Raw genomic sequence first — 18136 nt, 5'->3', positions numbered from 1 at the left:
CGATCCAGGGCAACCACCCCGTGTCCAGCGATCAGGTGAGATGTGCGGCGATTTCGGCGATCTTCGCGCGCTGCTCGGTGATGAGCCTGCCCGCGAGGTCGGCCGTAGGCGCGTGCTTGCCGCGAGATTGTACGGTCTGCGCCATCTCGACCCCGTGGCCGAGGTGCCTGGACAGGGTCGTCAGCCACGAGCGGTCGAACTCGGCGCCGGACTGCCGCCCCAGCGTGGAGATCTGCTGCGCGGACAGCATGCCGGGCATGGAGTGGGTGCTTGCCGCGTTCTCCGCCGGCACCTGCTTCTTCCAGGACCGCAGCCATGTCGTCATCAGAGTGATGTCGGCGCGCTCGTCGTGGATCAGGTCCTCGCTGAGCTTCCAGACGTACTCGTTGGTGGTCCGTTCGGCCACGAGCTCGGCGATCTGGATGGTCTGCCGGTGATGGGGGATCATCTCCTGGGCGAAGCGGATGTCGGCGTCGCCGTAGGCCGCCGACGCGTCTCCGGTCGTCGCGGCGGAGACGGGCTCGCCGCTGGCGGGTGCGCAGGCGGCGAGCAACGGTACGGACAGGGCCACGGCCACCACCGCGACCCGGAACCGGGAAAACTGCATGATCGCCCTCTCTCTGGCGGCTAATCGGAGATACGCCGCCCGATAAGAGAAGGTTCAGCCGGTTGCGGTGGTGTCCGCGATGAGGGGTTCCAGCACCAGACCGGGGTGGTCGGACTTGATGGAGCCCATCCGCCAGCGGTCGGTGAAGACGGCCAGCAGCGCCTGATCGTTGCTGCGGACGAGGACCTCGGCGCCGCGCTGACCGGCCATCAGCTCCGCCGAGGCGCTGTCGGTGCGGCGGGCCAGGGTGTATTCGAGGTGGTCCAGGCTGATCTCGGCGCCGAACTCGGCGGCCAGGCGGTGCTGGACGACCTCGAACTGCATCGGCCCTACGGCGGCGAGCACGGGAGCCTGGTCGCCGCGCAGGTCCGAGCGCAGCACCTGGATGACGCCCTCGGCGTCGAGCTGGTCGATGCCGCGGCGGAACTGCTTGGACTTGCCGCTGTTGCGGGCGCGGGCGACGGCGAAGTGCTCCGGCGCGAAGCTGGGGATCGGCGGGTAGGTCACCGCCGGACCGTCGTACAGGGTGTCGCCGGGCCGCAGCGCGGTGGCGTTGACCAGGCCGACGACGTCACCCGGGAAGGCCTCGTCGACGGTGGCGCGTTCCTGCCCGAACATCGCCTGGGCGTACTTGGTGGCGAAGGGGCGGCCGGTGGCGGCGTGGGTGAGGACCATGCCGCGCTGGAAGCGGCCGGAGCAGACGCGGACGAACGCGATCCGGTCGCGGTGCGCGGGGTCCATGTTGGCCTGGACCTTGAACACCAGCCCGGAGAACGGCGCCTCCACCGGGCGCGGCTGATCGCCGAGGTCGAGGCGGGGACCGGGAGCCGGAGCCAGGTCCGCGAGGGCGTCGAGCAGCCGCCCGACGCCGAAGTTGGTCAGCGCGGCGCCGAACAGCACGGGAGTCGACTCGTGGGACTCGAACGCCTTCTGGTCGTGGTCCGCGCCGATCTCGTCCAGCAGCGCCACCTCCTCGCCGGCCCGCTGCCAGTCGGCTCCCCACTCGTCCTGCGCCTGCTCGGCGGTGAGATCGGCCTCCTGCGCTCTGGTGGCGCCGCCGGGGGTGCGCAGGTAGCGGATCAGCCGCCCCTCGGCGCGGTCGACCACGCCGTGGAAGTCTCCGGCGATGCCGATCGGCCAGGTGACGGGTGTCGGGCGCAGGCCGGTGCGCTCCTCGATCTCGTCGAGCAGTTGCAGCGCCTCGCGGCCGGGCCGGTCCCACTTGTTGACGAACGTGATGACCGGGATGCGGCGGTGGCGGCAGACCTCGAACAGCTTCATGGTCTGGGGCTCCATGCCCTTGGCCGCGTCGATCAGCATCACCGCGCAGTCGACGGCGGCCAGCACCCGGTAGGTGTCCTCGGAGAAGTCGGCGTGGCCAGGCGTGTCGACCAGGTTGAACACGTGGCCGCGGTGCTCGAACCGCAGCGCCGCCGAGGTGATGGAGATGCCGCGGGTGCGTTCGATCTCCATCCAGTCGGAGGTGACGCCGCGCCGCCCGGCCTTGCCGTGCACCGCTCCGGCCTGCGTGATCGCGGAGGCGTGCAGCGCCAGGGCCTCGGTCATGGTGGACTTGCCCGCGTCCGGGTGACTGATCACCGCGAACGTCCTGCGCCGCCTCGCCTCCCCGGCAACGTCCGTCATCGTGTCACTCCGTGGGTCTCGAACAGCCAGGGTTTCGGCGCACGTCACTGTACCCAACGATCCGGTGGGGCGGCGCCAGCTACCCTGGCCAGCGCGACGCGGGCCGACAGGGGCACGGCGGCGCGGCGACGACACGGGAGAACGCGATGGGCGTCCGGTTCGAAGAGCTCGACTGGCGGCCCACACCGCTCGGTGACCTGAGCCTGCGCAGGCGGCGCGAGCCCACTCTCGGCACGGACGTCTACGAGATCAAGCTGGGCGACGACTTCCTGATGTCGAGCCTGTTCACCGAGGCCGAGATCCAGCTCGCCAGGCTCGGCCTGGCGGCCCTGGACCAGGACGGGCTGGACGTCGCCGTGGGCGGGCTCGGCCTGGGCTACACCGCGCGCTCGGTCCTGGAGGACGAGCGGGTGCGCTCCCTCGTGGTGATCGACGCGCTGCCGGAGGTGATCGAGTGGCACGAGCGCGGGCTGCTGCCGCTCGGCCCCGGGCTGACGGCGGATGCCCGCTGCCGGCTCGTGCACGGGGACTTCTTCGCGCTGACCGCCACGCCCGCTGGGCTCGATCCGGCGAATCCGGGACGGCGCTTCCACGCCATCCTGGTGGACATCGACCACGCCCCCGACCACGTCCTGCACCCCGGCCATGCCGCCTTCTACCAGCCGGACGGGCTGCGCCGGCTGGCCGGCCACCTGCACCCCGGAGGCGTCTTCGCCCTGTGGTCGAACGACCCGCCGAGTGACGAGTTCACCGGCGCCCTGGGGCAGGTCTTCGGCGCCTGGGAGGCGCACGTCGTCACCTTCCCCAACCATCTGCAGGGTCGCCCGGCGACCAACACGGTCTATGTGGCGAGGTTTGCGTGAGAAGCGTCTAATGTCCGCCTCACGGATCCCTCACCGCAGGTCGAAATCCTTCTGGTGGCCGGGCAGAACAGTCCGAGGCCGACCGGAAGCCGCAACTCGGTCGGCGGCAACAAGGAGGACCAGTGCCGCCGCTTCTGAGCTCCCGTGTTCCTCTCTGACACGTCAAGAGACACGAATGCTGTGTTTCAGGCATTACGGGAGGGGGAAGGCCGACGTTAGCTTCTGGGTTACCAGGACTTTCAGGAGCCCCAGATGTCCCGGATCACGCTGACGACCGCCGCATGTGAGGCGCTACGCGCCGACGAAGTGATCTTTTTCGACTGGCATGTCACCGGACTCTGCTGCGCGGACGCGGGGGAGTTCTCGGTCAGATCACTGCGCCGGTCCCGGCTGCCACGCAGGGCACGCCCGCTCGGGACCAATCTGGTGTACGCCCACCCCACCGCCTGGGTACATCTGGTCGAGCTCCCAGTGACGATCGACTGCCGCCCGCTCTGGCGCTGGCGGCGCTTCACGACCGATCTGCCACCGGACGCGGGACTGCGCTGCTGCCTGGGTCGTCCCGTCCATGGGAGGTAATCGGTGAACGTGCGTTCCATCATCGTCTGGACGGTGGTCGCTCTCGTCGGCGCCACGGGGTGGGGCGTGCTCGCCCTGTCGAGAGGCGAGAACGTCAACGCGGTCTGGCTGCTGGCCGCCGCACTCGGCTCCTACGCCATCGCCTACCGCTTCTACGCCCGGTTCATCCTGCGCAGAGTGCTCGGCGCCGACGACCGCAGGGCCACCCCGGCCGAGCGGCTCAACAACGGCATCGACTATCACCCGACGGACCGGCGGATCCTGTTCGGTCACCACTTCGCCGCCATCGCCGGAGCCGGACCCCTGGTGGGGCCGGTGCTGGCGGCCCAGATGGGCTACCTCCCCGGCACCATCTGGATCGTCGCCGGAGTGATCTTCGCCGGGGCGGTCCAGGACATGGTCATCCTGTTCTTCTCCATGCGGCGCAACGGCAAGAGCCTGGGCCAGATGGCCCGCGACGAGATCGGCCCGTTCGGCGGGGCCGCGGCGCTGATCGCCGTCTTCGCCATCATGATCATCCTGCTGGCGGTGCTGGCCCTGGTCGTGGTCAACGCCCTGGCCCAGTCGCCCTGGGGTGTCTTCTCGATCGCGATGACGATCCCGATCGCCCTGTTCATGGGCTTCTACCTGCGTGTGCTGCGGCCGGGCCGGGTCGTCGAGACCACCGCGATCGGCGTCGCCCTGCTGCTCCTGGCGATCGCGGCCGGCGGCTGGGTGCAGGACTCCAGCTGGGCGTCCGTCTTCACGCTGACCCCGTCGGCGCTGGCGCTGTGGCTGATCGCGTACGGCTTCGTCGCGGCGGTCCTGCCCGTGTGGATGCTGCTCGCGCCGCGTGACTACCTGTCCACGTTCATGAAGATCGGCACCATCGTGCTGATCGCCATCGGCATCGCCGTCACGCTCCCGCCGCTGCAGAACACCGCGTTCACCGACTTCGCCTTCAACGGCAAGGGGCCGGTCTTCGCCGGATCGCTGTTCCCGTTCGTGTTCATCATCATCGCCTGCGGCGCCCTGTCCGGCTTCCACGCGCTGATCTCGTCCGGCACGACGCCCAAGATGATCCAGAAGGAGTCCCAGGTCCGGATGATCGGCTACGGCTCCATGCTGATGGAGTCGTTCGTCGCCGTCATGGCCATCACCGCGGCGTCGGTGCTGAGCCCCGGCCTCTACTTCGCCATGAACTCCCCGGCGGGCGTCGTCGGCGCGACCATCGAGTCCGCCTCCCAGGCGGTCACCAACCTGGGGTTCGTGATCACGCCCGAACAGTTGCAGTCCGCCGCGGACGCCGTACAGGAAGAGACCCTGATCGCGCGCACCGGAGGCGCGCCCACGCTGGCCGTGGGCATCTCGCAGATCTTCTCCGGCTTCCTCGGCGGCGCCGCGCTGCAGGCCTTCTGGTACCACTTCGCGATCATGTTCGAGGCGCTGTTCATCCTCACCACGGTCGACGCCGGGACCCGGGTCGGCCGGTTCATGCTCCAGGACACGCTGGGCAACCTGTGGAAGCCGATCGGGCGGGTGAGCTGGTGGCCCGGCCTGGTGGCGTCCAGCGCCGTCGTCGTGGCCGCCTGGGGATACTTCCTCTATCAGGGCGTCAACGACCCGCTCGGCGGCATCAACCAGCTCTTCCCGCTCTTCGGCATCGCCAACCAGCTGCTCGCCGCGGTGGCGCTCACCGTGGCCACCACGTTGCTGATCAAGAGCGGGCGGCTGAAGTGGGCGTGGGTGACGGCGGTGCCACTGGCCTGGGACGTCGCGGTCACCCTGACCGCGAGCTGGCAGAAGGTCTTCTCCGGCGACCCGACCCTCGGCTTCTTCGCCCAGCGCGACCGCTATCAGGGCGCGCTGGACCGGGGGGAGTTGCTGGCCCCCGCGAAGTCGGTCGACGCGATGCGGCAGATCGTGGTCAACTCCACCGTCGACGGGATCCTCGCGGCGCTGTTCGCGATTCTCATCATCATCGTGCTCGTGGACGCCGTGCGCGTCTGGGTGAAGGCGATCAACACGCGGACGCCGTTGCCGAGCACGGAGGCGCCGTTCGAGGAGTCCAAGATCCTCGCTCCGGCCGGGCTCATCCCCACCCGGGAGGAGCGCGAGCTGTTGGCCAAGGCTCCGGGCGACAGCGGCGGCTGACGTGTGCGGGCCCTGGTCGGGCGGCAGCGCCTGCAGGGCCCCGCAACGCCTTGCGCGAGGGCAGGCTGAGCTCGCGCAGGGTGCTGGCGACGTGGCTCTCCACCGTCCGGCGCGACAGGAACAGCTCGTCGGCGATCTCCTGATTCGTCTCCCCCTTCGCCGCGCCCGCCGGACGCGCTGGAGGTCGACTTCGCTGGAGCAGCGGTGACCGCACGACAGAGGGAGAACGCGCCCCCGATCCCCCGGCGGGATCGGGGGCGCTCCCGAGCACAGGTGGGCGAGCGGAAGCGTGGGGACGGCATCACCTGCGAGGATGATGGCCTCGAAGTGGATCAAATCCGAAGGAACCCGAAATGTCCCCCCTCCTCGCCTTGCTCGCCGACGTAGCCGACCACCCCTACCCCCTGATCCGCGGCGGCGGGCTGTTCCTGCTCGGCGTGGGTACGGGGTTCCTGCTGAGCTGGATCTTCGCCAAGTACTGGCTGCCGTTCGTCATCGGCGGCTTCGTCGCCGGCTTCGTGGGCAGCGGCCTGAGCGCGCTGCTGCCCAGCCTGGGGACGCCGTCGTTCGCGCAGATCGCCGGCCTGGTGGGGTCGTTCCTGCTGGAGATGGGGCTGATCTTCCTGGTGCTCAGCAGGACCAAGGGCGCCGACGACCGGACGATCCTGCTGTGGATCCTGCTCGTGGTGGGTGCGCACTTCGTCACGATGGGGCTGGCGCACGGTCCGCTGATCAGCATTCTCGGCGTGCTCACCATGGCCAACGCCTATGCCGGACTCAAGCTCAAGGCGGCGCTCCCGGTGTTCGGGGTGATCGACGCGCTGCTGAAGTTCGGCTTCGGCGCGGTGATGCTGTTCGCCTATCCGGCACTGACGTTCAGCTGAGGCGTGGGTCGCGGCCCAGGCGGAGGCCGCCACCATCGGCTAGGCCCTGGTGGCGACCGTGATCTGGAACTCCCAGTCGTGGACCAGCGTGCCGTCCACGGCGCGGTTGGACTTGCCGGCCAGGGAGACCAGGTCGTCGCGGAAGGCGCGCCGCTCCTCGTCGTTGAGCCGTTCGGCGGCCTTGAGCGTCGGGCCGTAGTGCTCGATGAAGAAGTCGGCGAAGTGTTCCGGCGAGAGGAACCGCTGCGTCACCGAGGCGTTGGTGAACGACAGCTCTGCGGCGCCACCGCCGAGCAGCTCCCGCATCGTCCCCTCGGTGCCCCAGCGCGTCGGAGGCAGGGCTCCGGGCGGCGGGGGCGCGTAGCGGCTGACGACCTTGAGCATCTCGCCGATGAACCCCGTCGGCGTCCAGCTCGCCGTGGCCACGTGCCCGCCGGGCCTGCACACGCGCAGCAGCTCGCCGGCCGCGCGCGGGTGGTCGGCGGTGAACATGACGCCGATGGCCGAGAGCACATAGTCGAACGACGCGTCGGCGAACGGCAGGTTCTCCGCGTCGGCCTCACGGAACTCGATCTCCAGGTCCTCCGACTCGGCCCGCCGGCGGGCGCGTTCGAGCAGGGCGGGCACGTAGTCGATGCCGGTGACGTCGCAGAAGCGGCGGGCCGCGGCGAGCGCCACGTGGCCGGTGCCGGTGGCCACGTCCAGGACGGTCGAACCGGCCCGCAGGTCGACCCCGTCACACAGGGCGTCGGCAAGCGGGATCGTCAGCCAGGCGATCCTGGCGTAGTCGCCGCTGGCCCACGTCTTCTGCTGGCGCTCTTTCAGGGCTTCGAGTTCTGCTTTCATGTCTGCATTCCTTCCGGAACGTTCCATCGTAGGAGAAGTGCCTCGAACGATGCGGCACGGCCGTGTGACCGAGCGTGTGACGCCGGCCGGTGATGTTGACCTGGCCGTTCCCGATGGGCATCGTGGGGCGGGTGACCAGCGATGAGACGCGGGACGGCGTGCCGCTGACCAATCTCGACCAGCCGCTCTTCGACGGGGCGGATGCGACGAAGCGGGATCTGGTCGACTATCTGGACGCGGTCCGTGACCGCATCATCCCCGCCCTGCGCGACCGGCCGCTGTCGGTGCTCCGCGTGCGGCCCGGCCAGGCGCCGTTCATGCAGAAGAACCTGCCCAAGTACGCCCCGTCCTGGATCCGTACACAGGCCATGTGGGCGGAGGCGTCGCAGCGGCAGGTGACCTACGCGGTGTGCGACGACCGCCGGACCCTGCTCTGGTTCGCCAACCAGCGGGCCGTTGAGTACCACCCGGGGTTGATCCGCGGTGATCATTTCACGCACCTGATCCTCGACCTCGACCCGCCGGAGGGGGAGGCGTTCGGGCTGGTGGTGCGCGCCGCCCGGCTCGTGCGCCAGGCGCTGGACGACGCCGGGCTGGCCGGGGCGGTCAAGACCAGCGGGGCGAAGGGGCTGCACGTGTTCGTGCCGGTGGTGGCCGGGATCGCGCTGGACGATCTGGCCGCCGCCACCCGGGCGCTGGCCGCGCGGGCCGAGCGCGTCGACCCGGCGCTCGGCACCACCGCCTTCATCCGCGAGGACCGTGCGGGGAAGGTCTTCCTCGACTCGACGCGGGCCGGCGGCGCGACCGTGGTGGCCGCCTACAGCCCGCGGATCCGGCCGGGCGCGCCGGTGTCCTTCCCGGTGGCGTGGGAGGACCTCGACCAGGTCGCGCCGGGCGACTTCACCCTGCGCACCGCGCCCGGGCTGCTCGGCGACGGCGACCCGTGGGCGGAGCGCATGCCGCCCCCGCAGGAGCTGCCCGCCGACCTGATCGAGGAGGGCCACACGATCCCGATCGCCCGCGTCCAGGCGATGCACGAGGGCAAGCGCCGCGCCCGCGCCAGGCGCGACGGCTGAGCGGTGGTGGCGAGGCTCGTCACAGGATGATCAGTATTGCCAGGGCGAGTGCCGAGCCGGCGAACACCACCGTGTGCCGGACGTTCTGCAGGATGGGCACCCAGGAGGGGAAGCCGCTCTCGGCGGCTCTGAGCAGCGTCGGCACGTCGATGCGGGCGAGCATCGGGTCGCCCTTGCGGGCGAAGGCGGACCGCACCGACTTCGCGGCGGTCAGCTGGCTGTAGAGGATGAGCGCGTTGCCGATGAGCACGAGCGGCTGGAAGATCCAGGTCAGGACCTCTCCCCAGGGGCTGCCGGCGAGGTTGAGCGCGGCCAGGACCGCCATGATGACGGCGACCGTGGCGGGGGCGGCCGTCTCGTGACCGCTGGCGTCGAAGCTGAGCTTGTTCTCCTCCAGGACGGAGACGGGCACACCCTGGCGGGTCAGTTCCGCCTCCGCGTTCACCTTCGCGCTGTCGCCGAAGCGGTGACGGACGACCGGGATGCTCACGAAGGCCAGGGCGACGAGGAGTTGCAGGACCGCGACTGAGACGAGCATGGGGTTCTCCTTAGAAACTTGTACTTTGTTCAAGTCGAAGTTAGACCAGAACTTGAACATTGTGCAAGTCCTTTCTTGAACTTTGTGCAAGACGATGGCGCGTGCCCCACCCTGGGTGCGTGCCGCGCGAGGAGTTCGGTCTCCGGGCCGTCCTCGACGGCCTCGAAGCCCGGCTCAGTCGTCCAGACCGCGAGCGCTCAGGGCCTCACCCAGCGCGTCGGCGTGGCGCAACGCGCTGACCACCAGCGGCACGGCGAAGGCGCGCACGCTCCACTCGACGCCTCTGGCCCGCTGCGCCTCCCGGACCCGCGCCGCCAGGTCGGCGACGACCGGCACGCTGCGGATGGTGAGGGAGAGCAGCAACGACAGCCTGAACGGGTCCAGCCCCACCGATCGCAAGGGCGACAGGCCGCGCTCCAGGGCCGCCATCATGGCGGAGGTCCTGGTCGTGAGCGTGACCAGCCCGGCCAGCGCGACGGCGAGCACCACCCTGGACGTGATCAGCACCGCGCTCGGCAGGTCGGCGAACAGCAGCTGCATCCCGAACAGTGCTACTGCGAACCAGCGGACCGGCCGGATCTGGGCCCAGGCGGCCGCCACGCCCACCCGCGAGGCGGCGAACAGCAGCGCGACCACGCCGCCGGCGGCGGCCATCGCCCACGGCGAGCGCAGCAGGACGAGCACCGTGCAGGCCAGCGCCAGCGCCGCCAGCTTGGCCCCGACCGGCAGGCGGTGCACGAGCGAGCCGCCCGGCACGTAGGCGCCCGTGAGGCCGTTCACGTCATGAGCTTCCTGTAGTGGCCGACGGCCGCGTCCGGCGTGCCGTCGGCCACTATCCGGCCCTCGTCGAGCACCAGCACGCGGTCGAAGCCCTCCAGCAGGGGCAGATCGTGGGTGACCGCGACCACCTGCATCGGCAGCGTACGCAGCGCCTCGGCGACCAGGCGCGAGTGGCGCAGGTCAAGCAGGGTCGTTGGCTCGTCCATGACGAGGATCTCCGGCTCGAGCACCAGCACCGAGCAGAGCGCGAGGAGCTGCTTCTGACCGCCCGACAGCTGGTGGGCGGGATGGTCGGCGTGCCCGTCCAGGCCGTAGCGCCCCAGCATCGCCTCGACCCTGCGCCGCACCTCCTCGCCGGGCAGTTTCCTGCGGCGCAGGGAGAAGGCGACGTCCTCGGCCACGGTCGGCATCACGATCTGCGCGTCGGGGTCGGTGAAGAGGAACCCGACCCGCCGCCGGATCCGCGCCGCGTGCCGCCGAGTGTCGTCACCGAATACGGTGACGCTGCCCGAGGTCGGCAGAGCCAGGCCGTTGAACAGCCGGGCCAGCGTGCTCTTTCCGGAGCCGTTGGCGCCGATCACGCCGATCCGCCGCTCGGAGAGCGAGGCGGTGACTCCGCGCAGCACCTCGCGCTGCCCGAGCCGGACCCCCACATCGACCAGCTCGATCACTCACACCACCTCGAACAGGGCCGCGACTCCGAGCCCGCCGCCGACCGCCGCCGTCGCCAGCCCGAGCGTCCCCGGCGGCGCGCCCCCGCGGACGAGCCTGGCGAACAGCCGCGTGACCACGACCGCTCCGCTCGCGCCCCACGGGTGACCGAGCGCGAGCGCCCCGCCGTCACCGCACACCCGCTCGCCGTCGGCGCCCAGCGGATCGAGCCCGAGCGCGTCGGTCACCGCCAGCGTCTGCGCCGCGAACGCCTCCACGATCTCCACCGCCTCGATCCGCTCCATGCTCACTCCCGTACGTTCGAGCAGCCGCCGCACGGCCGGCACCGGCCCCCAGCCGGGCAGCGCGGGATCGCAGCCCACCACCGCTCCGGCCAGCAGCCGCAGCCCCGGCAGCCCGGCCCGCAGCCGCTCCGGCACCACGGCGACCGCCGCCGCGCCGTCGCTGTTGGGGGCGGAGTTGCCCGCGGTCACCGCGCCCCCCGGGACGAAGGCCGCGGGCAGCCGCGCCAGCGACGCCGGGCGCAACAGGCGTGGCCGCTGGTCGTGACCGCGCCCCTCGACGGGCACGATCTCCCCGTCGAACCCCCCCGCCTCACGGGCCGCCACCGCCTTGGCGTGGCTGGCGCACGCGTAGCGGTCCTGCCGGTCCCGTGCCACGCCGCGCTCGACGCCGAGTGCCTCCGCCGCAGCGCCCATGTCCGGATCCGGATGGCCCGCCGGGGCGAAGGGCGCACGCTCGTACGGCGCGCCACCTCGGTGCGCCCGCACCGGCGCGGTGGAGGCGCTCTCGGTCCCTCCCGCGATCACCACGTTCATCTCGCCACTGCGTACGGCCTGGCCGGCGATGAGGATGGCGGCCAGCCCGCTGCCGCACTGCCGGTCGATCGTGACGCCGGGCACGGATCGGTCCAGCCCGGCGCCGAGGGCCGAGACGCGGGCCAGGTTGCCGCCCGGCCCCATGCAGTTGCCCAGCACCACGTCGTCGACGGGCTCTCCCAGGCAGGCCACCTCGCCGGCGAGCGCGGCGATGACGGCGGAGGCCAGCCGATCGGCCGTCACCAGCTTGAAGGCATGTCCCGCGGTGCCGATCGCCGTACGACGCGCGGCCACGACGACCGGTGTGTCGCCGGTCGCCGCGGGTGCGGGACGCGGGCGCTTCACGCCAGCCTGCGCAGGGCCGGGTCGCCTCCGGCGAGCCGGGCGGCGACGAGCCCGCGGGCCGGTTTGCCCGAGGGGGTGCGCGGCAGGTTCTGCACCGCGTACCAGCGGCGGGGGCGCTGCGCGGCGTCCAGCCCGCCGCGCGCGATCGCCTCCAGGGCCGACCTCTCCGGCGGCATCCCGGTGCCGACCTCCACCACGGCGGTGACGACCGCGCCGAGGTCGGGGTGCGGCGAGCCGACGACCACGATGTCGCCGACGCCCGCCACACTCCTGAACACGTCCTCGACGTCCTCGGGCACGACGGTGGCCCCGCCCGTCTGGATCGCGCCGCCGCCCCGGCCGCGCAGCCGCAGCGCCTCACCGGGCAGGTAGGGCTCGGCCACGTCGCCCACGCTCATCCAGCCGTCACCGTCGGCGAGCAGCGGGCCCGCCGCTCCGGCCAGGTAGCCCTCCGCGAGCCAGGGCGAGCGCGCCCAGACCTCGCCGAGCCGCTGCCCGGGCGGCGTCCTCACCTCGATCTCCACACCGGGGAACGGCCGCAGCCCCGTCCCGTCGGTGTCCACGGCGACGAAGGACAGCTCGGTGGCGCCGTAGTAGGACACCACGCGCACGCCGGCGGCGGCCGCTCGCTCGCGCAGCCCGGGGCCCAGAGCGGCGCCGCCGACCACCGCCGTCCGCAGTGGGCCGCCCTCGGGCAGGGCCTCCAGCAGCGCGGGCAGGCTGTGCGGCACCAGGTGCACGGCGGTCGCCCGGCGCAGCAGGCGGGGCAGCGAACCGGGCGACCAGCGGCCGGGCGCCAGCACCGTCGCGCCGACGGCCAGCGCGTGCACGGCCGCGAAGCCGTACAGGGAGGACTGGAGCGGACCGGGCACCAGCACGACGTCGCCCGAGCCGATCCCGGTGAGTTCGCTGAGCGGCTCGAACGAGCCGGTCCAGGAGGCGCGGGTGCGGACCACGGCGCGCGGCCGGCCGGTGCTGCCGGAGCTGAAGCACGCCCAGGCGAGATCGCCGGGCGCGGGCACATGGGCGGGCCTCGCGGCGTGAGCCGGCGGCGGACCGGAGGGGATCGCGTCGACGCGCGGGGCCGACTGCCTGACGTTCCGCGCGGGGTCGCACAGCAGGGGCGTGCCGCCGAGCAGGTCGACCGCGAGGGCGGCGGTGAGCTGGTCCACCGGGTCGGCCAGGCTGATCGCGACCGGCTCGTCCAGGATCCCGTCCCGGGCGGCCAGGTGGGCGGCCAGGTCCTCGATTCGCCGCCCGAACGCGGCGTGGCTCCATTCACCCAGCGGCCCGCACACCGCCGTCCGGTCAGGGTGGGTGGCGGCGTGCCGCAGTATCCGCGCTGCGACTGGCATGCCTGGTTCAGTCCTCCTTGCCGGCTCGGAGCCGCTCCCGGCGGACGACCGGGATCGCGTCGGGGTAGGCCCGCTGGGTTCCTCTGGCCACGTAGGCGGCGAGCACCGCCTTCAGCACGTCGCCGGGGAGGAAGATCGCGGCGGCCAGGGCCGCCTGCCACAGGGTGAGCCCGGTGACGGCCGCCTGGACCGGCACTCCGACGAGGTAAATCACCCCGATGCCACCGGCCAGGCAGGCTACCAGCAGCCGGACGTAGCCTGGGCTGCGGCCGCCCCGCTCGACGATCCATCCGGTGACGGCCGCGCCGGGCAGCCACCCCAGCAGGAATCCCGCCGTCGGTGAGACGAACACCGGCAGCCCGCCCCGCCCGCCGGCCAGCAGCGGCAGGCCCACCGCCACAAGGGCGATCAGCACGGCCACCGCCAGGGCGGCACGCCACGAGCCGAGGATCGCGCCGGCCAGCATGACACCGAACGTCTGCAGGGTGATCGGCACCGCGTTGCCGAAGACGTTCAGGGCGCCGGGCAGGCCGAGCACGGCGATCAGCGCTGCGAAGACGGCGACCCGGGCCACGTCCCCGGTGGGGAACCGTCGGAATTGGGGCATTCCATCTCCTCGAGTAGTCGTGGGCGTGCGGATCCGATCCCACACCACTACGCCGGGCCGCACGCATGGGGGGATGCCACAACATTCCTTCGCCAGAGATGTCGCAGGCGGATGGGCGCCGTGACATCGGTGCGAGCGGGCAGGCATACGTGGGCCCGTCTGGGCTAGACATTACGTGCGGCGAAAGGACGGGAATGGCATCCAGCACTCTTGGCGGGATCGTTGAATGGGCGACGGGGCTCATGGAGACATTGGGCGCACCCGGCGCGGGCATCGCGGTCGCGCTGGAGAACCTGTTCCCTCCGCTGCCCAGTGAGGTGATCCTGCCTCTGGCCGGGTTCACCTCCAGCAAGGGGGAGATGGTCCTGTGGCAGGTGCTGCTCTGGACGACGCTGGGCTCGGTGGTGGGGGCGCTGGCGCTCTACGGACTCGGCGCGCTCCTGGGCAGGGAGCGGATCCACGCCCTGGCCGTGAAGATCCCGCTGCTCAAGTCCGAGGACGTGACGAGGACCGAGGAGTGGTTCGCCCGCCACGGCCGCAAGACGGTCTTCTTCGGGCGCATGATCCCGCTCTTCAGAAGCCTGATCTCCATCCCGGCCGGGTTCGAGCGCATGCCGCTGCCCACGTTCCTGCTGTTCACCACGTTCGGCAGCTTCATCTGGAACACGGTGCTGGTCATGGCCGGATACCTGCTCGGCGAGCAGTGGGAGCTGGTGGAGACCTACGTCGGCATCGTCACCTGGGTGGTGATCGGGCTCGTGGTCCTGGCCATCGCGGTGTTCGTGTGGAAGCGGGTGACCGAGAACCGCAGGGCTCCCCAGGGGTGACCGGGCGCCTGTCGTAGCCGGGAGGTGACGGAGTTCCTGGCGCGGGCGGTCGGATAGCCTCGACGCTCGTGAAGATCCGACCGGGCGCCGCCGACGATGTCGAAGCGATCGCCGAGCTGCACACCGAGAGCTGGCGGAGCGCCTACGCCGGGATCATGCCCGCCGGCTATCTCGACGGCCCTCTGCTCGAAATCCACCGGGAGCTCTGGCACGCCAGGCTCGACAGCGAGCAGTACCTCAACGGTGGCCCACCCTCCTGCTTGCTGGTCGCCGACGCCGACGACGGCGGCCGGGGCGTCACCGCCTTCGCCTACCTGACTCCGCAGCGGGACGAGCGGATCCTGCTCGACAACCTCCACGTCCAGCCTGGCATGAAGCGCTCCGGCATCGGGCGCCGCCTGATGGGCCAGGGCCTCGGCTGGGCGGCCGCGCACCACCCGGGCCGTCCTGTCTATCTGGAGGTGCTGCGCGACAACACCCCGGCACGGGCCTTCTACGAGCGCATGGGCGCCAGCCTCTCCCGAGAGTTCGTGGAGAGCTTCCACGCGGGCTTCGACCTGGACGTGGTGGAGTACACCTGGGCCCCCGAGGTCGCCAGGGAGGTCAGCGCCCGGTGAAATGGCCGGCGAACCAGTCGCCGGCGAGCCCGGCGACGCTCTCCAGAGCGCCCGGCTCCTCGAACAGGTGGGTGGCGCCGGGGACGATCTCCAGGCGGCTCTCACAGCGCAGCAGGCGCCGCGCCTGCTGATTGAGCTCCACCACCTGCTCGTCGTGGCCGCCGACGACGAGTAGCGTGGGCGCCCGCACCGCCGCCAGCCGTGATCCCGCCAGATCGGGCCGCCCGCCCCTGGAGACGATGGCGGCCACGTCCGCGTCCGGCTCGGCCGCCGCCCACAGCGCGGCGGCGGCGCCGGTGCTGGCCCCGAAGTAGCCGATCGGCAGCCCCATCGCCGCGGGCTCCTCCCGCACGCGGGCGGTCGCCCGCAGCAGCCGCCCGGCCAGCAGCTCGATGTCGAACACGTTGGCCCGATCCGCCTCCTCCTCGGGTGTCAGCAGGTCGAACAGCAGCGTCCCCAGGCCGGCCGCGCCGAGCTCGCCTGCCACGAACCGGTTGCGCGGGCTGCGGCTGCTGCTCCCGCTGCCGTGCACGAAGACCACCACGCCCATTGCGTCATCCGGCACCACCAGCCGTCCCGAGGCCTCGACATCCACCCGCGTCACCTCCACCAGTCTGTTTACCCAGTTGAAGGGGTGTTGTACTGCGGCGATGCAGGGCAGGAGCGTGACGTGGAGGACGAACCACGCGGGCGGCCCCAGACGCTCCCGCCGCTCGAACGCATCGCCAGGCACTTCACGCTGGTGCTGGAGCGGGCCCGCCGCCTCGGCATCGGTCACTGGCTGCGCGCCGAGCGGCAGGAACTGGCGCAGACGGTCAAGGTGACGGGCTCCTGCGTGATCGCGTGGTGGCTGGCGGCGTGGGTGCTGAAGGCCGACGTGCCGGTCCTGGCGCCGATCGGGGTGCTGCTCACGGTCTCGGCCACCGCTTACAGCACGGTGGTCCGGGGCGTGCAGCAGGTGGGCGCGGTGCTGGTCGGGGTGGCGGCCGCGATCGCGCTGATCCGGCTGATCGGGAGCAACTTCGTCACTCTGGCGGTGCTGGTCGTCGCGGGCCTGGTCCTGACCAGGCTGCTCAACCTGCCCAAGCAGAACGTCCAGATCCCGATCACGGCCCTGCTCGTGTTCGCGCTCGGTGACGTCTACGGCAAGGCGCGTCTGCTGGACCTGCTGCTCGGCGCGGGGGTGGGGATCGCGGCCAACCTGCTGGTCCTGCCGCCCCGCTACGTGGAGGAGGCGCAGAAGGACCTGGCCGACCTGGCCGGAGACCTCGCCGAGCTGGCGGCGGACATCGGCGCCGGCCTGCGCGGCTCGTGGGAGGAGGACGACGGCCGCCGCTGGCTGGATCGGGCCAGGGAGCTGGCGCGGCGGCTGGAGGACAGCAAGGAGATGGCCGACCAGGCCGCGGAGTCGGTACGGCTGACAGTGCGCCGCCGCAGCCGCTACGAGGGGCGCCTCGACCAGGTGGCCGAGGCCATGACCTGCCTCGACCACGCCTGCCAGCAGCTACGGAGCATCGCCCGCTCGCTGGTCGACCTGGTGGCCGGGGTGCGCGGGCTGCCCGCGGAGGAGGCCGCCGACCTGCCGCGAGCGCTGGGGGAGGAGCTGGAGGCGATCTCCCGGGCCTTCTCCGGATTCGGCAGGCTCCAGGTCGGGCGGGGCAGCGCGAAGGACCTGAACAGGCTCAGGGACGCGCTGCGCGAGGGGGAGAGGCAGCAGTCGCGGGTCGTCGAGACGGTCAAGGACACCGAGCACGTCCCGCTCTGGTCGCTCTACGGCTCGATGCTGGACCAGTGCGCGGCGATCAGGCACGAGCTCGACCCGGACAACGGCCCGCACCGGGCGGCGTTCCCGGCGCACCGGCTGCCCCGATGAGTCTGGTGAAATAGGGCGGATGTCGCATTGGGAGAAATTTGTCGCCAGGGGCCGCGAGGCACTTCTGTCCGGTCGCACGACGTACGACGTGCCCATGGTCGAGGGCGGCCACCGATGGGGGGCCACCGTGATCCTGCGGCCCACCGGCGCGGTGCTCGACCGGCTGATCGCCCTGGCCCGCTCGGCGGGCGGGGCCGCGGGGCCGGGGCACTGGGTGCACGGTGGGGACACCCTGCACCTGACGCTCAGGTCGCTGGAGAACTACCGGCAGTCGATCCCGCCGGGCGACCCGCTGCGGACGGCCTACGCGGCGGCGCTGGGCGAGGCCGCCGAGGGGCTGCCACCGGCGCGGGTGCTGCTCAGGGGCGTGAGCCCGCACGCCGGCGGCGTGCTGGCCCGCGGCCATCCTGAGGACGACACGCTGGTGAGCCTGCAGAAGCGGTTCGCGCACGCCCTGGCGTCCCGGGGTCTGCACCACTTCGAGTCCGGCATGGTGCGCGACGTCTGGTACGTCAGCCTCCTGCACTTCGCGGCGCCGGTGGCCGACCCCCGGCCGCTCGCCGCCTGGTGTGACGAGCACGCCGGGACGCCGGTCGGCGTCGCCGAGATGCCGGCCGTCGAGCTCGCCCAGGCCGTGCACCTCGGCGCCGGGGTGCGCCTGGACACCCTGGAGCGGGTGCCTCTCACACCATGAACAGCGCGGTCACGAACTGCAGGACGTGCCAGGCCACGTAGGCGCCGAGCGAGGTGAACGCCCACTCCTTGGCCCTGGCGACCCTGGTGATCCGGCGCAGGGCCTCGACCGGCTCGCGCTGCTTGCGGGCCGACCTGGACAGGAAGTACACCGACACCAGCCAGGACGCCGCCGAGATGGCGAGCAGCCCGGCGGACAGCGCCAGCAGCAGCCCGGGAACGGGCATCGCGTCGCCGGGGGTGAGCTGGCGGACCCACGCGGCGGGCACCCCGGCGAGCAGGGCCAGCGTGATCCGCCTGTCCTTGCGGGCCTGTCGCTGGAGCCACTGTAGGTCTCGACGCAGATGGTTCTTGAGCATCCGGATCACCTCCGCTTTGG

General features: G+C 71.8%; 21 protein-coding genes. 9 read left to right on the top strand and 12 right to left on the bottom strand.

Translation table 11 applies throughout. From position 1 onward, the window contains the following. Positions 1–31: 31 nt before the first annotated feature. Positions 32–607 (bottom strand): DUF305 domain-containing protein, encoded by a 576-nt coding sequence (locus V5E28_RS20465; protein ID WP_336208561.1) that lies wholly within the window; start codon positions 605–607, stop codon positions 32–34. Between the two features lie 54 nt (positions 608–661). After that, positions 662–2251, bottom strand: coding sequence for a peptide chain release factor 3 (locus tag V5E28_RS20460; protein ID WP_336208560.1), 1590 nt, complete (start codon positions 2249–2251; stop codon positions 662–664). A gap of 146 nt (positions 2252–2397) precedes the next feature. On the opposite strand from V5E28_RS20460, the gene V5E28_RS20455 reads away from it, so the two are divergent. The 3 genes from V5E28_RS20455 (at position 2398) to V5E28_RS20445 (ending at position 5826) form a co-directional block, all read left to right on the top strand. Continuing rightward, a complete protein-coding gene (locus tag V5E28_RS20455; RefSeq protein ID WP_336208559.1) occupies positions 2398–3114 on the top strand; it encodes a spermidine synthase in 717 nt (238 codons plus the stop codon). Between the two features lie 252 nt (positions 3115–3366). Next, positions 3367–3693, top strand: a complete 327-nt coding sequence (locus tag V5E28_RS20450; RefSeq protein WP_336208558.1) for a hypothetical protein — start codon at positions 3367–3369, stop codon at positions 3691–3693. 3 nt (positions 3694–3696) lie between these two features. Then, positions 3697–5826 carry a carbon starvation CstA family protein gene (locus V5E28_RS20445; RefSeq protein ID WP_336208557.1) on the top strand — a complete coding sequence of 710 codons (2130 nt, stop codon included), beginning with the start codon at positions 3697–3699 and terminating at the stop codon, positions 5824–5826. On the opposite strand, the gene V5E28_RS20440 is transcribed toward V5E28_RS20445, so the two are convergent. After that, positions 5765–6040, bottom strand: coding sequence for a response regulator transcription factor (locus tag V5E28_RS20440; protein WP_336208555.1), 276 nt, complete (start codon positions 6038–6040; stop codon positions 5765–5767). The genes V5E28_RS20445 and V5E28_RS20440 overlap by 62 nt on opposite strands. A gap of 139 nt (positions 6041–6179) precedes the next feature. Here V5E28_RS20440 and V5E28_RS20435 point away from each other — a divergent pair, with 139 nt between their 5' ends. Further along, positions 6180–6710 (top strand): DUF6609 family protein, encoded by a 531-nt coding sequence (locus tag V5E28_RS20435; protein ID WP_336208554.1) that lies wholly within the window; start codon positions 6180–6182, stop codon positions 6708–6710. 39 nt (positions 6711–6749) lie between these two features. Here the strand turns inward: V5E28_RS20435 and V5E28_RS20430 are convergent, their stop codons facing one another. Then, complete coding sequence (locus V5E28_RS20430; RefSeq protein ID WP_336208553.1) at positions 6750–7556, bottom strand: class I SAM-dependent methyltransferase; 807 nt, start codon at positions 7554–7556, stop codon at positions 6750–6752. 131 nt (positions 7557–7687) lie between these two features. Here V5E28_RS20430 and V5E28_RS20425 point away from each other — a divergent pair, with 131 nt between their 5' ends. Beyond that, positions 7688–8632: a DNA polymerase domain-containing protein gene (locus V5E28_RS20425; protein WP_336208552.1), complete on the top strand. Its 945-nt coding sequence runs from the start codon at positions 7688–7690 to the stop codon at positions 8630–8632. Between the two features lie 19 nt (positions 8633–8651). Here V5E28_RS20425 and V5E28_RS20420 read toward each other — a convergent pair whose 3' ends face one another. From V5E28_RS20420 to V5E28_RS20395, 6 genes are all read right to left on the bottom strand, one after another. Beyond that, positions 8652–9170 (bottom strand): hypothetical protein, encoded by a 519-nt coding sequence (locus V5E28_RS20420; RefSeq protein WP_336208551.1) that lies wholly within the window; start codon positions 9168–9170, stop codon positions 8652–8654. A gap of 174 nt (positions 9171–9344) precedes the next feature. After that, positions 9345–9950 carry an energy-coupling factor transporter transmembrane component T family protein gene (locus tag V5E28_RS20415; protein WP_336208550.1) on the bottom strand — a complete coding sequence of 202 codons (606 nt, stop codon included), beginning with the start codon at positions 9948–9950 and terminating at the stop codon, positions 9345–9347. Next, the gene (locus V5E28_RS20410) at positions 9947–10621 is read right to left on the bottom strand and encodes an energy-coupling factor ABC transporter ATP-binding protein (protein ID WP_336208548.1); all 675 of its coding nucleotides are present in this window, start codon (positions 10619–10621) and stop codon (positions 9947–9949) included. Before V5E28_RS20410 ends, V5E28_RS20415 begins: the two co-directional genes overlap by 4 nt. Next, complete coding sequence (locus V5E28_RS20405; RefSeq protein ID WP_336208547.1) at positions 10622–11785, bottom strand: thiolase family protein; 1164 nt, start codon at positions 11783–11785, stop codon at positions 10622–10624. It abuts the gene before it with no gap. Next, on the bottom strand, positions 11782–13140 hold the full coding sequence (locus V5E28_RS20400) for a class I adenylate-forming enzyme family protein (RefSeq protein WP_336208546.1): 1359 nt from the start codon (positions 13138–13140) through the stop codon (positions 11782–11784). The genes V5E28_RS20405 and V5E28_RS20400 overlap by 4 nt, the downstream gene beginning before the upstream one ends. Positions 13141–13147: 7 nt before the next feature. Further along, positions 13148–13747 (bottom strand): biotin transporter BioY, encoded by a 600-nt coding sequence (locus V5E28_RS20395; protein WP_336208545.1) that lies wholly within the window; start codon positions 13745–13747, stop codon positions 13148–13150. A gap of 242 nt (positions 13748–13989) precedes the next feature. On the opposite strand from V5E28_RS20395, the gene V5E28_RS20390 reads away from it, so the two are divergent. Together V5E28_RS20390 and V5E28_RS20385 are read left to right on the top strand one after the other, a co-directional pair. Continuing rightward, a complete protein-coding gene (locus V5E28_RS20390) occupies positions 13990–14574 on the top strand; it encodes a DedA family protein (RefSeq protein WP_336208544.1) in 585 nt (194 codons plus the stop codon). 68 nt (positions 14575–14642) lie between these two features. Continuing rightward, positions 14643–15191: a GNAT family N-acetyltransferase gene (locus V5E28_RS20385; protein WP_336208543.1), complete on the top strand. Its 549-nt coding sequence runs from the start codon at positions 14643–14645 to the stop codon at positions 15189–15191. Here V5E28_RS20385 and V5E28_RS20380 read toward each other — a convergent pair. Then, on the bottom strand, positions 15178–15795 hold the full coding sequence (locus tag V5E28_RS20380; protein ID WP_336208542.1) for a dienelactone hydrolase family protein: 618 nt from the start codon (positions 15793–15795) through the stop codon (positions 15178–15180). The genes V5E28_RS20385 and V5E28_RS20380 overlap by 14 nt on opposite strands. A gap of 66 nt (positions 15796–15861) precedes the next feature. On the opposite strand from V5E28_RS20380, the gene V5E28_RS20375 reads away from it, so the two are divergent. Then, positions 15862–17064: an FUSC family protein gene (locus V5E28_RS20375; RefSeq protein ID WP_336208541.1), complete on the top strand. Its 1203-nt coding sequence runs from the start codon at positions 15862–15864 to the stop codon at positions 17062–17064. 19 nt (positions 17065–17083) lie between these two features. After that, positions 17084–17758 (top strand): hypothetical protein, encoded by a 675-nt coding sequence (locus tag V5E28_RS20370; RefSeq protein ID WP_336208540.1) that lies wholly within the window; start codon positions 17084–17086, stop codon positions 17756–17758. Here V5E28_RS20370 and V5E28_RS20365 read toward each other — a convergent pair. Then, positions 17748–18116 carry a hypothetical protein gene (locus V5E28_RS20365; RefSeq protein ID WP_336208539.1) on the bottom strand — a complete coding sequence of 123 codons (369 nt, stop codon included), beginning with the start codon at positions 18114–18116 and terminating at the stop codon, positions 17748–17750. The two genes, V5E28_RS20370 and V5E28_RS20365, sit on opposite strands and share 11 nt — an antisense overlap. Positions 18117–18136: the final 20 nt, after the last annotated feature.

Source organism: Nonomuraea sp. LPB2021202275-12-8 (assembly GCF_037044575.1).
In the GTDB taxonomy this organism is placed as follows: Bacteria; Actinomycetota; Actinomycetes; order Streptosporangiales; family Streptosporangiaceae; genus Nonomuraea.
This window is presented reverse-complemented; position numbering and strand designations above follow the sequence as displayed.

Excerpts from the sequence above, each read along its gene's own strand:
- V5E28_RS20465 (WP_336208561.1), bottom strand. The coding sequence starts at position 607 with ATGCAGTTTTCCCGGTTCCGGGTCGCGGTGGTGGCCGTGGCCCTGTCC.
- V5E28_RS20460 (WP_336208560.1), bottom strand. The coding sequence starts at position 2,251 with ATGACGGACGTTGCCGGGGAGGCGAGGCGGCGCAGGACGTTCGCGGTG.
- V5E28_RS20455 (WP_336208559.1), top strand. The coding sequence starts at position 2,398 with ATGGGCGTCCGGTTCGAAGAGCTCGACTGGCGGCCCACACCGCTCGGT.
- V5E28_RS20450 (WP_336208558.1), top strand. The coding sequence starts at position 3,367 with ATGTCCCGGATCACGCTGACGACCGCCGCATGTGAGGCGCTACGCGCC.
- V5E28_RS20435 (WP_336208554.1), top strand. The coding sequence starts at position 6,180 with ATGTCCCCCCTCCTCGCCTTGCTCGCCGACGTAGCCGACCACCCCTAC.
- V5E28_RS20430 (WP_336208553.1), bottom strand. The coding sequence starts at position 7,556 with ATGAAAGCAGAACTCGAAGCCCTGAAAGAGCGCCAGCAGAAGACGTGG.
- V5E28_RS20420 (WP_336208551.1), bottom strand. The coding sequence starts at position 9,170 with ATGCTCGTCTCAGTCGCGGTCCTGCAACTCCTCGTCGCCCTGGCCTTC.
- V5E28_RS20400 (WP_336208546.1), bottom strand. The coding sequence starts at position 13,140 with ATGCCAGTCGCAGCGCGGATACTGCGGCACGCCGCCACCCACCCTGAC.
- V5E28_RS20395 (WP_336208545.1), bottom strand. The coding sequence starts at position 13,747 with ATGCCCCAATTCCGACGGTTCCCCACCGGGGACGTGGCCCGGGTCGCC.
- V5E28_RS20390 (WP_336208544.1), top strand. The coding sequence starts at position 13,990 with ATGGAGACATTGGGCGCACCCGGCGCGGGCATCGCGGTCGCGCTGGAG.
- V5E28_RS20370 (WP_336208540.1), top strand. The coding sequence starts at position 17,084 with ATGTCGCATTGGGAGAAATTTGTCGCCAGGGGCCGCGAGGCACTTCTG.
- V5E28_RS20365 (WP_336208539.1), bottom strand. The coding sequence starts at position 18,116 with ATGCTCAAGAACCATCTGCGTCGAGACCTACAGTGGCTCCAGCGACAG.